3 protein-coding genes are annotated in these 18,183 nt (G+C 46.3%); all 3 read left to right on the forward strand.

The features are described 5' to 3' along the window. The first annotated feature begins 587 nt into the window (after positions 1-587). On the forward strand, positions 588-2,606 hold the full coding sequence (locus AC1DCV_RS33235; RefSeq protein WP_477027207.1) for an AMP-binding protein: 2,019 nt from the start codon (positions 588-590) through the stop codon (positions 2,604-2,606). Between the two features lie 92 nt (positions 2,607-2,698). After that, on the forward strand, positions 2,699-9,118 hold the full coding sequence (locus AC1DCV_RS33240) for an amino acid adenylation domain-containing protein (RefSeq protein ID WP_477027208.1): 6,420 nt from the start codon (positions 2,699-2,701) through the stop codon (positions 9,116-9,118). Continuing rightward, positions 9,119-18,183: amino acid adenylation domain-containing protein (locus AC1DCV_RS33245; RefSeq protein WP_477027209.1), on the forward strand; the 9,065-nt coding region annotated here is incomplete at its 3' end.

Below are 18,183 nucleotides of genomic sequence, written 5' to 3' on the forward strand. Positions count from 1 at the left end.
AGTGCTGTATTATGTTTTGTGGGATCGTTTCTTGTCCTGACTGCTGTGTTTATCATCCTGTTTGGGGCCCGTTGTATGATCGGAAAAAAATCATCTGTCATTATTTATCAAACTTCATCATAACGATTATTAATAGAACAGATTTTTTTTTGTGATTAAATAATTTACCTTAAATTGAAAACGGATTTATCTAGCTGCATTAAAAATAGCGGATAGAAGTGGTTACGATGATCTGTATATAATAGCCCAACTTATTAGCAAGATGACCCTTTAAACCCTTTTTATCTTTAAACCCTTTAAACCCTTTTTCAACCTTTAAACCCTTTTGTACCCTTTAACTTTTAGTATGTAACTAAGCCATCTGAGTTCATCCTATTGCCAGGTATACGTTTAGTTATCTATTGTAGCATTGATCCATCATAATATGCTGTCAATTAATCATTGAGTCAAATCTGTAACCGCCGCCGGCGGTTGTCGGAAACGCTTGTTCGCGGAGGTTTTAAACTACCGCATTATTGCTGATTTCGGAACTTAAAATCCGGTTATGGTATCCTCATGCCGTATTTGTAAATGAGCTATCCAGAGTTATGGAAATGAATATTGTTTATCAATTAATGCTACACGCTTTAAACTGTCCACAAAAAAATGCTTTCATCTATCTGACTGATGGTAGTAATGCCACCTGCATTGTCACATTCGAAGAATTGATGCTGCGGGTAAAGCAACTGGCTACTCATCTTTCCGGTGAAAATCTTTTGGGTAAAAGGGTCATGTTGATCTATCAGGATACGATTGAATTTATTGTGGCTTTTATGGCTTGTCAATATGCAGGCATCGTTGCAGTACCCGTTTTTTTTAACAGGAGCAGCAAACTCAGAGAAAGACTTACAAATATTATAAAGGATGCAGAGATCAGCGCCATACTTACGGTAGCTGAACTCTCTGTACTCCTGCAGCAGACCATTGATACCGATATTGAATTTGTATTGACAACGAATCTCCCGGAGTTGGAAACAGATTCGTTGTTGTCAGCGCCATTATATCATCCCATCTCTTTTATACAATATACATCAGGTTCTACAGGCATTCCGAAAGGAGTTGTTATCAGCAGCAACAACCTGCTGCATAACCAGGAGGTGATCAGAAATACCTTTCGTTGTGATGAAAATTCCGTCATCATGTCGTGGTTGCCTTTTCATCATGACATGGGCCTGATCGGAAATATCCTGCATGCAATTTATGTAGGTTGTACCTGTGTACTGATGTCCCCACTGCATTTTATGCAACGGCCGGTTAATTGGCTGAAAGCTATTTCAAACTACAAGGTAACACATAGCGGTGGGCCCAATTTTGCATTTGACCTCTGCGTTGATAAAGTGGCTCCTCATGAAATTTCTGCGCTGGATCTCTCCAGCTGGATACTGGCCTACAACGGATCGGAACCCGTAAAAGCAGATACCATTGCACGCTTCTCACACTACTTTGCTTCGGCCGGATTTACTGAACAGGCTTTTTATCCCTGCTATGGACTGGCGGAGGCTACATTGATGGTGTCAGGGTTAAAGAATAATGCAACACCACGTGTGGTGTATGCAGATAAAATTGCTTTGCAACAGGGGAAGTTACAGTTGCTTGAAAGTGGGAATACTGCTGCGAAATCACTGGTGAGTTCCGGTAGGATCTGCGCGGGCATGGACGTGAAAATAATCGCTGCTCAAACACAGCAAGCCGTAACGGAATTGGAGGAAGGAGAGATCTGTATTGCCGGTGACAGCGTTACAGCAGGGTATTGGAGGAAAGATAACAGCAATACTTTTTATACAATAGACGATCGCCTTTTTCTGCGAACAGGTGATCTTGGATTTCTATATGGGAATGAACTTTTTGTGAATGGACGGCAAAAAGAAATGTTGATTATTCGTGGTGTAAATTATTACCCCTACGATATTGAACAATTGGTAGCAGACTCACATCCGGCCATTGCTACAAATGGTATGGTGGTATTCAGTATTGATGACGATGACGCACGTATTGTAGCAGTCGCAGAAATCAACAGAACCGCTGTCAATGGGTTGGACGCCGGCCAGGTAATTAATATGATCGATACTGCCGTCTTGAGTGTATTCGGAATAGGATTGTATGATATCATCTTAACTACGCCACTGGGAATCCCCAGAACAACCAGTGGTAAACTGCAACGGGTCAGATGCAGGGAACACTATCTGCAGGAGCGGTTTAATGTTATCGGAGCAAAAACGCGCATGAAAAAAGATGCACGCGTTGATATTGATGTAGGAGTGCTGCTGAATGAAACGATCAGAAATGGGGACTATGAGGTTATCCGGAAGTATCTGACAGGGGTGATTATTTCGAGAACGAATCTACAACTGACAGGAGCGCCGGATGAGAATGCAGGACTTGCGGAAATGGGATTGGATTCTCTCCGCGCAATGGACCTGATCAATACGGTTAACAGAGACCTCAACATAAACATTGATGCAACTCAAATATTTCAACACTGCACATTTTCAGAACTCATAGTCATGATTGAAAGCATGCTATGGCTTAAAAAAGAACACAACCGGGAAAAGGGTATTGTTTTATGAATGTAATAGATCTTATAACTGTCTTAAAGCGGAATAAAGTTATTCCGCTACTGGAAGGAGCGCAACTTAAATTGGTAGGTGAAACGAGAAATTTGTCAGAAGAATTTCTGGTGCAGATAAAGGAACACAAGCAGGAACTGATCACTTTCCTTAGGAATGCTATGGATCAGTCTTCTTTTGCGCCTATTCCCGCCATATCTCCTGCGGAGCACTATCCTGTGTCCAATGCGCAACAGCGGATCTGGGTACTCAGTCAGTTTGAAGGAGGAACAGCTGCCTATAATATTGTAACCAGTTTTTATCTTAAAGGAACGGTTATCGTAGAAAACCTGAATGCTGCCTTCAAAAAATCTGTTCAAAAGCATGAAAGCCTTCGTACTGTTTTTAAAGAAGCAGACGGTGAGCTGTTGCAGGTAATAAAACCAAATATCCCATTTGAAATTGAGTACGAAGATATCAGTCATCGCGCGGATCTGAGAGAATACCTGGTCGCCGCATCGCAGGAACCTGCCCGCTGGCAATTTGACCTCGGGAATGGTCCCTTGCTCAGGGTTAGGTTGCTGTGTTTGTCTACCGATGAGCATGCACTGATCTTCGGCGTACATCATATTATCAGCGATGGCCGGTCTATCAGTGTACTCATCCAAGAAGTGATGCGTAACTATGAGGCCTGCTGCCGCGGACAGGAACTGGTAACTGATCCACTCCGGATACAGTATAAGGATTACGCCGACTGGCTGCAACGTAAGATAGACGGCCCCAAAGGAGCCGCAGCGAAGGATTTCTGGAAGCAACGTTTTGAAACAATGCCAGAGCCATTATCCCTGCCGTATGACTTTTCCCGCCCTGCTGTAAAGAATTATGAGGGAGCATTCTCCCGTTTTTATATGGACGCCGGATTGTATGCCGCTATCCTCGCATTCTGCAGAAAGGAACAGATTACTACTTTTAACTTCTTCCGGGCAACGGTTACACTCTTGCTGCATAAATTTTCCAGACAGCGAGATATTGTTACCGGGACACCTGTTGCCGGCCGTAATCATTTTGACCTGGAAGAACAGGTAGGGTTATACGTGAACACCCTGCCACTGTCTGTTACCGTTAATCCAGCGCTTTCTATCAGGGATTTCCTGAAAGAGATATCTGATAGTTCTTTTAAAGCCTTTGAATTTCAGGATTATCCTTTTGACAGAATCCTGGAGGAGCTTGATCTGAAGAGAGATACCGGGAGAAATCCGTTGTTCGATGTAATGATCGTATTACAGAATGCGGCATTGGGAGATGGATCTATGAATTTTAGTAAACAGCATGGCTTTGAATTGAGCCTGCTGGGTAACTATCTCTATCCTTCCGGTAAAAGAGAAGATGAAAAGAGAGGCGCCAAATTGGACCTTAGTTTCTACTTTGATTTTGAGCCCGATAACAGGTTTGTTATTGAGATAGAGTATGCCGTGGGCCTGTTTAAAAAGGAACGCATAATGGCGCTCTACGGGGCCTACCAGGAGATCATCCGCCAGGTGATGGAACAACCGGAAATCAGGATCGCTGATATTGAAATTGTGAATGCAGCAGAGAAGGAACAGCTACTGACAGTTTTTAATAAACCGGTGGAAGATATTGAAGAACAGGATGTGCTGGTATTATTGAACAGTTCCTTTCAGCGTAACGCTTCACTTACTGCGCTGATAGCAGGAGAGAAGGAACTCAGCTATGCTGTGCTGAACAGTCTTTCAGACCGCCTTGGCGTTTATCTTTCTGCCAGGAGCGAACATCCTTTTGTAGGATTACTGATGGCACGAACTGAATGGATGGTGATCAGCATGCTGGGCATCTTAAAAGCAGGCAAGGCTTATGTTCCTATTGATCCTTCCTATCCTGCTGCCAGGATAAAATATATACTGGAAGATGCCGCTCCTGCGGTGCTGCTGGTGGATGAAGCCAGTGTTGGCCTGATACCTCCTGACTATAAAGGACAGGTAATCAGGATAGCGGATATTTCTCTGGATGAACCGGCAATACCTGTTAGCAGAGGAGATATTAGGTCCCAAACGGCTTACCTGATCTATACTTCCGGCTCTACCGGGAAACCCAAAGGCGTAGAGATCAGTCACCGGAATGTGACCGCCTTTCTGAAGTGGGCAGACCAGGAATTCAGCAGCACGCCTTATGATATTTTATATGCCACCACTTCTTACTGTTTTGATCTCTCCGTGTTTGAAGTTTTTCTGCCTTTGATACAAGGCAGAAAAATCCGGCTACTGACATCGGCGCTGCAGATTCCCTCGTTTGTGGAAACAGACCGCCATGTGCTGGTTAATACAGTGCCTTCTGTTGTGAATGCATTGCTGGATCAGGGAATGAACTGGGGTAATGTGGTAGCACTTAATATGGCCGGAGAACCGGTTCCCCGTAAGATTATACAGGACCTGAAGCATAAAGGAATGGAGCTGAGAAATTTATATGGCCCTTCCGAAGACACTACCTACAGTACCATGTACAGGTTTGGTGGAGAAGATCTTACACTGATTCCCATAGGTAAGCCTGTAGGTTATACGCAGTTGTATATCCTGGATGAATACCTGCATTTACTGCCGCCAGGTGTGGAGGGAGAAATATTTTTAAGCGGACAATCTGTAGCAAAAGGATATTATGGTAAACAGGAGCTGACGGGAGAAAAATTCCTGAAGAATCCTTTTGTGGATGGCCTCATGATGTACCGGACAGGTGATAAAGGATACTGGTTGGCAGATGGCAACGTGGCATTTACGGGTCGTGCAGACGACCAGGTGAAAGTGAGAGGTTACCGGATCGAGCTGGGCGAAATACAATATATGCTGGAGCAACACCCTATGATACAACGGGCTGCCGTGTTGATCAGAGAAGTGAATGGTGAACAGGAGATCGTAGCCTATTATAGCGGTGAAGCGCAAACCGGGTTGAAAGAATATTTGTCTGCGTTACTGCCAGCTTATATGATCCCGGCATACTGGATAAAACTGGAAGAAATACCACTGAATAGCAATGGTAAGGTAGATAAACAACTGTTGCCATTACCATCTGCCACGGCAGATGATGCCATCAACATAGTGCCGCCGGCCAGCTCCCTGCAACATTTATTGCTTGGTTTATGGGAAACGGTATTGCACAGAACAGGTTTCGGCATAAAAGATAATTTCTTCAGCCTTGGAGGACATAGTCTGAAAGCGGCAAGATTAAGGTCGCTCATTGCGAAAGAATTAAAAAAAGAACTCAGTCTTAATGAAATATTTAGTTCCCCAACAATTGAGGAACAGGCATTGCTGATTGATAACCGTGCAGAACAAAGGTTTCAGCAGATTGTTCCTGCGGAGGAACAGGCGTATTACCCGATCTCTTTTGCGCAGGAGCGGTTGTGGGTACTTACAAAATTCAGGGATGCTTCAAGAGCATATAATATGCCGGCCGCATTCCGGATCTACGGCCACCTGGAGGTAGAACGACTGGAACAGGCGTTAAGATTGGTGATAGCAAAACATGAGAGTCTGCGTACGATTTTCGCAGAAAGGGATGGAGCACCGGTGCAGCTGATTCAGGATGCGGCAGCTGTTGAATTGCGTATAGAAGAGATAACAATTCCCCGTTCACTATCGTCAGCAGGGATAGCGGGGATCCTTCAGAATAAATGGCAGGAACCTTTCGACCTTGAAAAAGGGCCACTGCTGGCCTGTTTCGTGTTGAATACAGCAGACAGCAGGATATTGTCTTTCAATATGCATCATATCATCAGCGACGGCTGGTCGGTGGCAGTATTGTACAAAGAAGTAATGACGGCCTATCGTACGGGGACGTTAACACCGGCGGCATTGCAGTATAAAGACTTTGCAGTATGGCAGCAAACCCGCTTTACAGGTGGGCAATTGGAAACGTTGCTGGATTACTGGACAGGTGTATTTAAAGAGGAAGTACCTGCACTGGAATTGCCGGCAGACTTTCCCCGGCCTGCAGTAAAAACTTATGAAGGAGCAGTTCATCGTGCTGTCATTAGCAGTAAGCTGGCTGATCTTGCTGCAGGATCAGGTGTGAGTTTATTCATGTTACTATTGGCAGGAGTAAACGTGTTGCTGAAAAAATATACTGACCAGCGGGATATAGTGATAGGTACACCTGTGGCCGGCCGCGATAATGCTCAGCTGCATGATCAGATAGGATTTTATGTGAATACACTGCCTGTACGCACTACATTAAGTAGCTCAGATAGTTTCAGCACATTGTTGCTTCAGCTGAAAGAACTCCTGTTACAGGCATTCAGTCACCAGGATCTTCCATTTGAAATGCTGGTGGATCATCTGAAGTTAAAACGCGACATGTCGCGGTCTCCGCTGTTCGACGTGATGGTGGTATTACAGAATATAGAAGGGTTGGAGATGACGGATAATGAGCAGGTGACACCCGATATGCGGCTGGAAAGGCTGCATATTGCTGCTGGCGTGGCAAAATATGATCTCACGTTTATTTTTACAGAAGTAGCTGGTAACCTGCAGCTGGAGCTGGAGTATAATACAGGTTTATTCAGAAATGAAACGGTGCAGCAAATGGCCATACACCTGAACCGGGTGTTTGAACAGGTATGCCGGGAGCCGGACATTTTGCTCAAAGATATTTCGTTACTGGATGAAGCGGAAAAGCAGCTTTTGTCTTCAAAAGCGGATCAGACACATGTTGGTTACGATCAGCAGGCCACTATCAATAGCCTGTTTCGTACGGCAGCCGCGCATTTCCCGGATCATATAGCGGTGAAGTCAGGCGAAGCTACCCTTACCTACCAGGAACTTGATCGCCGCAGCGGACAACTGGCGCACCTGTTGGTGAATAGTTATGGCGTACAGCAGGAAGACCTGGTAGTACTTCATTTTGAGCGTACAGAATGGATGTTGATCAGTATCCTGGCAGTATTAAAAGCCGGTGCGGCATATGTCCCTGTAGATCCTGGCTATCCGGTGGAAAGAATCCGTTATATCACCACCGATAGCGGCAGCCGGCTCCTGCTGTGTGATGGGCTCCCTCATACAACGATAGAAGATATTACCGCTATAAATATTACGACCGCTGATTATCCGGAAGATACACTGGAGATAGCAGTCAGGCCGGATAACCTGGCGTATGTGATCTATACTTCCGGTACAACCGGGAACCCCAAAGGTGTGTTGATTGAACATCGTAACGTTACCAGGCTGCTATTCAATGATCAGGACCTGTTTGACTTCAACAATGCAGACCGTTGGTCACTATTTCATTCTTACTGTTTTGACTTCTCAGTTTGGGAAATGTATGGGGCTTTGCTGAAAGGCGGAATGGTAGTGATAGTACCTAAAGAAGTGGCCCAGGATAGTATTGCTTTCTACGATTTCCTGGGTGAGGAAAAGATCACAGTACTCAACCAAACGCCCACTGCTTTCAGAAGTCTGGTCAACAATAACCGGCATCGTTTTTCGCGTCAGCAGCTGGCGCTGCGCTATCTCATCTTTGGTGGGGAAGCCCTGATGCCGGAAATTCTGCGGGAATGGCAACAAACATTTCCGGATTGCAGAAACATTAACATGTATGGTATTACTGAAACTACGGTACATGTCACCTTCAAGGAAATTACCACAACAGAAATTACTGCCAATAAAAGCAATATAGGATTGCCTATTCCTACCCTGAGCGCTTATGTGCTGGATGCCGATCTGCAACAGGTGCCAGTGGGTGTAACAGGAGAGCTCTGCATAGGTGGCGCCGGCGTGGCCCGTGGTTACCTGAACAGGCCGGAATTGACGGCACAGAAATTTATCCCGCATCCTGCACGCTCCGGAGAAAAACTTTACCGTTCCGGTGACTATGCGCGCATTCTTCCTTCAGGAGATATAGAGTATATCGGCCGCAAAGATGAACAGGTAAAGATCCGGGGGCACCGCATCGAAATCGGCGAAGTAGAAACGGCATTGATCAGACAGGAGGGCGTAAAAGACGCAGTGGTGATTCCCTTAAAACAAATCAACGGAGAATATGAACTGGCAGCGTATCTGATCGCACAGGAAGGAGCTGATATCCGCCATTTGAGGGAAAGTTTGAGTCATTCACTACCCGTATATATGATCCCCTCGTTCCTGATTTCCCTGCAGGAATTTCCGCTGAACAGTAATGGTAAACTGGATAAAAAGGCGCTTCCCCGACCGGAGGATGCGACAGTATCCAATAACAATTACGTGCCTTTCAGAAATGAGATTGACAGGCAGGTGGCAGCTATCTGGGAAACGATTCTGGAACGCCAACAGATCGGTATCCGGGATAACTTCTTTGATCTCGGTGGACACAGCCTGAAAGCTACCCGCGTGATCTCAAAAATACATGAGGTCTTCGGAGTGCAAATTGACCTCAAGAACCTTTTTATTGATCCCACTGTGGAACATCTGTCTAACTACATAGAGTCCGTGCAGTGGATGGATAACAGTGATGAGATACTTGTAAACGGTAACGACGAAATAATCTTCTAGATGAAAGATATCTTAGCCATCCTGCTCAGCTGCAAGAGCAAAGGAATTATCATTACGCCGGATGACAGCGGCAACAACCTGCGGATCAGAGGTAATGTTCAACAACTGAGTGAGCAGGAAACTGCATTTCTGAGAACGCATAAAGAAGAAATTCTTTCCTTGCTCAAAAATACACGCAGTACCGCATACCGCCATATCACACGGCTTCCGGAACAGGTGCATTATGAACTATCTTCCGCGCAGAAAGGCCTCTGGATGGCCAGTCAGCTTGAAGGGGGTGGTGGGGCATATAATATTCCGATGAGCGTTATTTTTGAAGGTACACTCAACCTGGAAGAACTTGCTGCAGCTTTTAACCGCCTGATAGAAAGACATGAAATCCTCAGAACGGTTTTCAGAGAAGACGAACAGGGAGCAATCCGGCAATATGTATGCACACCCGAATCATTGGATTTTAATATTCACCATGTTGATCTTCGCGGCAATACTGCTTCAGTAGAAGATCGGGTACGGCAATTTTCGGCACAGGCATTTGATCTGGCATCGGGCCCGCTGTTAAGGGCTTCGCTGCTGCAGATCAGCGATGACCAATGGGTGTTCACTTATGTGATGCATCATATTATCAGCGATGGCTGGTCTATGAGTATCCTGATCAATGAACTCACGACATCCTACTTCAGCGCATCACCACTAAGTGCTTTGAATATCCAATACCGCGACTATGCATCGTGGCAACAGGAACAGTTGAAGGGCCCTGTTATGCAATCGCATGAAGCCTATTGGAAAGAACAGTTCAGTACCCCAATCCCCGTGCTGGCGTTTCCCGGAGATAAAGCACGTCCGCAGATCAGAGGTTATGAAGGAGGTGTTGTAAAAAGAGTGATCCCGGCAGAACAGGGTAAAAGATTGAAACAACTTTGCCAGGAAAATGGCAGCACACTTTTTATGGGACTGCTGGCATTGGTGGATGCACTACTGTATCGTTATACTTTCCAGGAAGATATCATTATCGGTACACAGATTGCCGGTCGTGAACATGCGGAGCTGGAAGACCAGATCGGCTTATACCTGAACACATTGCCATTGCGCGTCAGGTTCAAAGGAGCGCACAGCTTCCGGGAATTACTGCTGCATGTAAAAGAAATTACGCTGGAAGCATATGCACACCAGGCCTATCCCTTTGATACGCTCATACAGGAACTTCAGCTGCAACGCGATATGAGCAGAAATCCGTTGTTCGATGTGAGTGTAGTATTGCAGAATGCAGATGTGAACAGTGCAACAAACCGGAAGGGTGCAGGTGCGCTGCAAATAAAACCTTACCTGGGTGATACACTCCTGATCAGCAAGTATGATTTTTCTTTTGATTTTACAGAGGAAGGAGATGAGATTAAAACAAGTTTAGATTATAACAAAGGCATTTATACTGGCCGGACTGCCGAGCAACTGGCTGACCACCTGTTGCAATTGCTGGCGGTGATCCTGGATCAGCCGGAGCAGTCCATTCAGGAATTACAGTTTTTGTCAGCAATAGAACAAACGTTGCTGATCCATGGCTTAAATGATACGGCAGCAGCTTATCCGGAGGAGAAGTCCATCGCAGCATTGTTCGAAATGCAGGTGGCAAGAACACCGGATAAAATCGCGGTAGTTGCGCGTGGACAAAAGCTCACCTACGCTGAACTGGACAAACGCGCCGGGTTACTGGCAGCCTACCTGCGTACGCATTATGAAGTAGTGCCAGGGCAGCTGATTGGTATTATGCTGGACAGATCAGACTGGCTGATCATCGCTATTCTTGGTGTACTAAAGGCGGGCGCGGCATATGTACCTGTTGATACAGATTATCCGGATACCCGTAAAAAATTTATTCTTCAGGATACCGCCGTTAAAGTGCTGATCACAGAAACGGATTACATGTTTGACCTGCCGGATTTTACGGGAGATGTTTTTGCAATAGATGTGCAGCTGGATACGATTGAGGAGCCGCTGCTTCCATCCGTGGCCGGGGATTTGGCTTACGTGATGTATACCTCCGGATCTACCGGTACGCCAAAAGGGGTGATGACAGATCAGCGTGGTGTGGTAAGACTGGTCATGAACACAAACTACGTACAATTAACCGGAAAAGAAGTGTTGTTGTGTACAGGCGCCATCGCTTTTGATGCAACAACTTTTGAATATTGGAGCATGTTACTGCATGGTGGTACGCTGGTGATGTGCAGTAAAGAGGTGCTGCTGGATACAGACCGGCTGTCTGCTGTTATCCGCCAGGAAAAAGTGGATACCATGTGGTTTACTACAGGCTGGTTTAACCAGCTGGTGGAACGTAATATTAGGGTGTTTGAAGGACTCAGAACAGTGCTGTTTGGCGGAGACAGGAATTCTCCTTCGCATGTCAATGCCTGTTTGCGGCAATATCCATCATTACAGATTATTCACTGTTACGGCCCTACGGAGAATACTACTTACTCGCTCACCTACCCGGTAGTAGCCGGATTGTCTGATATTCCCATCGGAAAGCCTATCAGTAACAGTACTGTTTACATCCTGGATCACCTCCTGCAGCTTTGCTGTACGGGGGTAGTGGGAGAGATTTGTGTGGGTGGTGACGGACTGGCAAAAGGCTATCTCAATAATCCTGAACTGACCAGCGAAAAATTTGTGCCGCATCCATTCCAATCAGGCGCCTTCCTATACCGGAGCGGCGATCTGGGGCGATGGCTGCCAGATGGTAATATAGAATTTATTGGCCGTAAAGATGAGCAGGTGAAGATAAGAGGGTACAGGGTGGAACCAGGGGAAGTAGAAAGTGTGATACGGGAACATCCTGAAGTGGCGGTGGCGGTTGTAATGGCTAAAGGAAACGCCTCCGGCGAAAAATTCCTGGTGGCTTATGTGGTAGGTAAAAAAGTACTCCATGCAGGGGACCTCCGTTCCTGGCTAAAGAATAAGTTGCCCGTGTATATGGTGCCAGACCAGTATATACAGCTGGAGAGCATGCCTTTGAGGAGCAATGGTAAAGTAGATACCTCTGCGTTGTTGCAGCTGGAAGGGCAGGATATGGATACGGGTGTTGCTTTTGAAGCACCACAGAGTGAAACGGAGAAAAAACTGGCGATTATCTGGGAAGATATCCTGGAGAAAAAAAATATCGGGCTAAAAGACAATTTCTTCGAATTGGGTGGCCATAGTCTGAAAGCTACACTGTTATGTAGCCAGATATTTAAAGTGTTTGAAATAAAGATAGAGCTGAAAGACGTGTTTGGAAAACCCGTACTCGAAGAACAGGCGGCGCTGATTTCAAAGGCTGCTCATGCTGCTTATTCGGATATTGAAAAGGCGCCGGAGCTGGAATATTATCCATTGTCATCTGCGCAGAAACGGCTTTTCTTTATGCAGGAGTTTGCGCCGGAAAGCACCAGCTACAATATTCCCATCGTGAATTACCTGGGCAGGCATGTTGACAGGGAGCGCATCGCTGTTATCCTTAAAATGTTGGTGAGCCGGCACGAGAGTTTCCGTACATCTTTTGAAATGATAGATGGTGTGGCCTTTCAGAAGATCCATGCGGATGTTCCTTTCGAACTGGATGAACATACCTGCAGCCAGGACTCGTTTGCAGCTTTTGCCAGGGACTATATCCGTCCTTTCGATCTGGCGGCAGCACCATTATTCCGTTCGGCGCTCGTACATATAACAGATGCGGGATATGTCTGGATCATCGATGTACACCACATTATAGCGGATGGCACCTCCTTCCAGGTGCTGATTGATGAATTTATGCTGCTGTATCATGAGAAGGCGCTACCGGCACTTAAACTACAGTACCGCGACTTCTCCACCTGGCAGAATAGTCTGCTGGAAAGTGGAGATCTTGATCAGCAAAAGCAATACTGGTTGTCCCGTTTCAGCGATGGTATACCAGTGCTGGACTTCCCTGCAGACCGGCAACGCCCTGCCGCTTTTACGTTTAAAGGTGAGCATATCATTTTCAGTATTGATGCGGCGACTACGGCGCGGATGCGTGAGCTGGGCAAAAAAGACAATGCTACCTTACAGATGACCTTACTGGCAGTACTGAATGTATTATTTTATAAATATACCAATCAGGAAAGTATGGTGATCGGCTGTGGTATTGCCGGCCGCCGTCATCCGGACCTGGAACGCATTGTTGGGATGTTCGTCAATTCCCTGGCTGTAAAAAGTCAGCTGCGGGGAGATATGAGTTTTGACACTTTCCATAAAACAATTATTGCGGATTGTATTGCCGCCTATGGCAACCAGGATATACAGTTTGAAGACCTGGTAGATATGCTGCAGGTCAATAGGGATGCTTCCCGTAATCCCCTGTTTGATGTATCACTGGTTGTACAGAATTTTTCAAAGTCCAAGTCCGACCGCTCTGCGCTGATAGATGACAGTGATACGCCCCTGCAATGGGAAGGTTCCGGTACTGCCAAGCTGGATATGGATTGGTTGGTAGAAGAAAGGGACGAAGACCTACTGATCACGCTTGAGTATTATGCAGAGATCTATGATCATTCCCGTATTGAACGCGTAGTGAAACACTTCCGGAACCTGCTGGATATCGTACTCGACAATCCTCATATATCCTTATCGGCGATCCGTTTGCCGGACGAAGCAGAAAACCAGCTTTTATTTGATCAATATGTGAGTGGGGCACATCAGGACGTACCTGCCACAACGGTGCATGCACTGTTTGCAAAGCAATGCCAGCTCACACCGGATAGCATTGCAGTATCCGATAGTACAGGTTCGCTTACCTATAAAGAGCTGGATCAGGTATCCAATCAGCTGGCGCGTTATCTGAAACAGGAACTGGGTTTACGTGAAGGCGCCGGCGTAGGGATGTTGAATACCGGCAGCAGGGATGTATTGGTATCTATGCTGGGTATCCTGAAGGCCGGTGGCGTTTATATACCGCTGGATCCCGAGCATCCGGAGAAACGTGTACTATATATGCTGCACGATGCGGCGGCTAATATCCTGCTTGCCGGTAAAGACCTGATAGAAATGGCTAACCGGTTGCTATGGCAGTGTGCAGCGCTGCAGCACATCGTGTGTATAGACAGTTTGAATGTGTACGCAGAACGTGGTGCACTAAGAAGTGAATTGATGCGGAAAGATCTCTGGGATCAGATCGGCGGTTTAGCCGTTGATGCAATTGCACAGGGAGGTTGGATAGACAGTTATACCGGTGAAGACTTTAGCGAAACGGAGATGCGGGAGTATAGTGAGAACGCTTTCCTGAAGTTGAAAGATTTCCTACATAAAGATATGCGTGTACTGGAAATAGGTTGTTCGTCCGGACTTACCATGTTCAGGATAGCTCCCGAAGTGGGCTACTACTATGGAACAGACCTGTCGTCTACTATCCTGGAAAAAACGCGGGAAGCAGCAGTTGCCGGTCAGCATCACAATATCACACTGGCGTGTATGCCGGCACATGAAATAGATCTCATCACTGAAGGAGATTTCGACCTCGTCATCATCAATAGTGTGATCCAATGTTTCGATGGGCATAACTATCTGCGGGATGTGCTGGTAAAAGCAATTGGAAAGATGAAGGATAAAGGGCTGCTTTTCCTGGGTGATCTGATGGATGAAGATAAACGGGAGGAGATGATCGCATCGCTGACCGCATTTAAAAACGCACATCCTGAAACCGGCCGTTTTACCAAAACGGATTGGGGCGTTGAACTGTTCGTTTCCCGTGATTATCTCCGGGATATGATCAATGACCAAATAGGTATTGCTGCTGTTACCTGCAGTGATAAAATACATACGGTATCTAATGAACTTACCCGTTACCGCTTCGATGCCTTGTTAAGTATTGACAGGCAGGCGTTGGCAGTGCCGGTGAAGAGAAAAAAATATCTGCACGACGGGCATCATATCGCAGCACAGGACAACAGCGTTTTTGATGTAGTAGAAAATAACAATGCACTGGCGTATGTGATCTATACCTCGGGTTCCACCGGTGAACCCAAAGGCGTTATGGTAGAACATGGACCACTGCTGATGCGTTTACTGGCGGAGCAAACGTTACTCCATGCGAATGAGCAACTGGTAACGGCCATGACAACAAATTTCTGTTTTGACGTATCGTTGCTGGAAACACTTTTTCCTTTATTGACAGGAGGCCGGACGGTAGCGCTTTCAAGAACGGTACTGCAATCGCCCGAAGCGGTGATAGCCGCACTGATCAAAGAAAAAGTAACAGTGTTACAAGGTACGCCCGGTTTTATCAAAGGGATATTTTTAGATACGCCGGTTGATCTTACTGGTCATTCGCTGAGCCATATGGCCATCGGTGGTGAGTCGATGAATGGCAAACTGGTAAGTGAGTTACGCAATAAATTGCCGGGAGTAGTGATCAATAATCATTATGGTCCTACAGAATCAGTTATTGATGCCATTGTACTGGAAGATGTACAGGTATTTACACAAAATATTATCGGGCGTCCGATAGCAAATACACGGGTATATATCCTGGGTGAAGCACCCGGTCTGTTACCGGTAGGCGCCACCGGTGAGATCTGTATCGGCGGGCCAGGGCTGGCGAGAGGATATCTTAACCGTCCKGAACTGACAAACGAGCGATTTGTTCCCGATCCATTTATTCCTGGTCAGCGGATATACCGGACAGGTGATCTTGGCAGATGGCTGCCAGATGGTAATATCCAGTTTGCCGGCCGTAAAGATGAGCAGGTGAAGATCAGAGGATACCGCATTGAATTAGGAGAGATAGAAAAATCTTTACAGCAGCATACTGCTATTAATGATGCCGTGGTGATTACCCGGCCTACCGGAAATGGCGACAAAGAACTGGTGGCGTATATCGTTAGCCAGGAAGCCCTGGATGCTACCAATCTTCGGGCATACCTGGGACAAACACTGCCTGCCTATATGTTGCCCACTCATTTTATAACACTGGATCAGCTGCCTGTTACATCCAATGGAAAGGTAGATAGAAAACGGTTATCTGATCCCGGTTCAAATGGTATAACAACCGGGGTGGAATACGTATTTCCCCGCAATGAAACCGAAATGAAACTGGTGCTCATCTGGCAGGAGGTGTTGGGGAAAGATAGAGTAGGCGTGAAAGATAATTTCTTTTCACTTGGTGGCCACAGCTTAAAGGCCACAAGGCTCGCCAGCCAGATCCACAAACAGTTTGATGTGAAGCTGGCGCTGAAGGATCTGTTCACGCATACAGAACTGGAACAACAGGCGCAACTGATCAGGCAAACATCCAGAACCGCCTTTGCTACCATCCCCGTCATCCCGGTACAGGATAGTTATGTACTCTCTTCTTCCCAGCGCAGACTATGGGTGCTGAGTCAGTTCGAAGCCGGTAATATTGCCTATAACATGCCCGCTGTATATGTGTTCGAAGGACAACTACAGCAGGACAAGCTTGCAGCAGCGTTTACCAAACTGATAAAAAGACATGAAAGTCTGCGGACCGTATTCCGTGAAGTGGAAAGTGGTGAAGTGAGGCAGTTTGTACTGCCGGTAGCATCAAACGGGTTCCATATAATAAATGAGGACATCCGCGGTATGGAAGACCAGCAGCTGCAATTGCAGGAAAGGGTAAAGCACACTTCTTTGGCCCCTTTTAATCTTTCTGAAGGACCGTTGTTAAGAGCCGGATTATTCCAGGTAGCTAATCAGCAATGGGTATTCTGTTTTGCCATGCACCACATCATCAGCGATGGCTGGTCAATAGAAGTGTTGATCAGGGAGCTGCTGACGCTTTATAATAGCCCGGATGATGCCCTTCTGCCGCCTTTACGCATCCACTACAAGGATTATGCAGCCTGGCAGCAAAACCTGCTGCATGCGCCTGCATTTAAGCAGCATGCCAATTACTGGATGGAACAATTCTCCGGCGATTTACCAGTGCTGCAGTTAACGACCGATAAGGTACGTCCTGCAGTGAAGACCTACAACGGAGGGAATATTAAAAAACGTTTTCCCATTAAAGAACTGAAAGCATTTTGTCAGCAGGAAGGAGCCACCCTGTTCATGGGATTGATGACAACGGTAAATGCTTTGTTGTATCGTTATACCGGTCAGGAAGACATTATCATCGGCAGCCCTATTGCCGGCAGGGAACATGCTGACCTGTCTGATCAGATTGGGTTCTATGTAAATACCCTGGCACTACGGACACGTTTCAGCCGGTCGGCCGGTTTCAAAACTTTACTGGAGCAGATCAGAGAGATTTGTTTACGTGCTTACGAACACCAGGAATATCCTTTTGATGAACTGGTAGATGCGCTGCAACTACACCGGGATTTAAGCCGCCATCCGCTGTTTGATGTGATGCTGGTATTGCAGAATGTAGAGAATGGTAAACAGGGCACATCACAGCAATTGAACGCACTACAGGTAACGGAGTATAAAAATGACGGAGATACTTTCAGCAAATTCGAATTGTTGTTTGAATTTACGGAAGATGGAGATGAGGTGATATTGAGCTTGTCTTATAACAGTGATCTTTTTTACGCTGCTACAGTGGAACGTTTGGCAGATCACCTGTTAGCCATGTTGTCAGCAGGGTTAGCTGCGCCGGACGAACCGCTGTCTACGCTCTCTTATCTGAGCACGGCAGAACAGCAGCAATTACTGACAACGTTTAATGATACGCAGGTACCATATCCTTCTCACAGCACTATCCATGAGCTGTTTGAAGCACAGGTGAAAGCTACACCGGATCGTGCCGCATTGCATTTTGAAGAGCAGACACTTTCCTATCAGCAATTGAATGAACGCGCCAACCAGGTAGCACATTACCTGCATGAACAATATCATCTTCAACCGGATGAACTGGTAGGGTTGCAGGTAGAAAGAAGTGAATGGCTGCTGATTGCTATTCTGGGTATCCTGAAGGCCGGCGCGGCTTACGTGCCACTGGATATGGATTACCCGAAAGAAAGACTCGCTCATATGCTGGCCGACAGCAACTGTAAACTGTTGCTGGATGAATCATGGCTGCAATCGTATAAAGCAGAAATATCCGCGCAGCCACAAAC

It is taken from the genome of Chitinophaga sp. 10T418 (assembly GCF_056394125.1).

Coding starts and splice junctions, on each gene's coding strand:
- AC1DCV_RS33235 (WP_477027207.1), top strand. CDS start 588: ATGGAAATGAATATTGTTTATCAATTAATGCTACACGCTTTAAACTGT.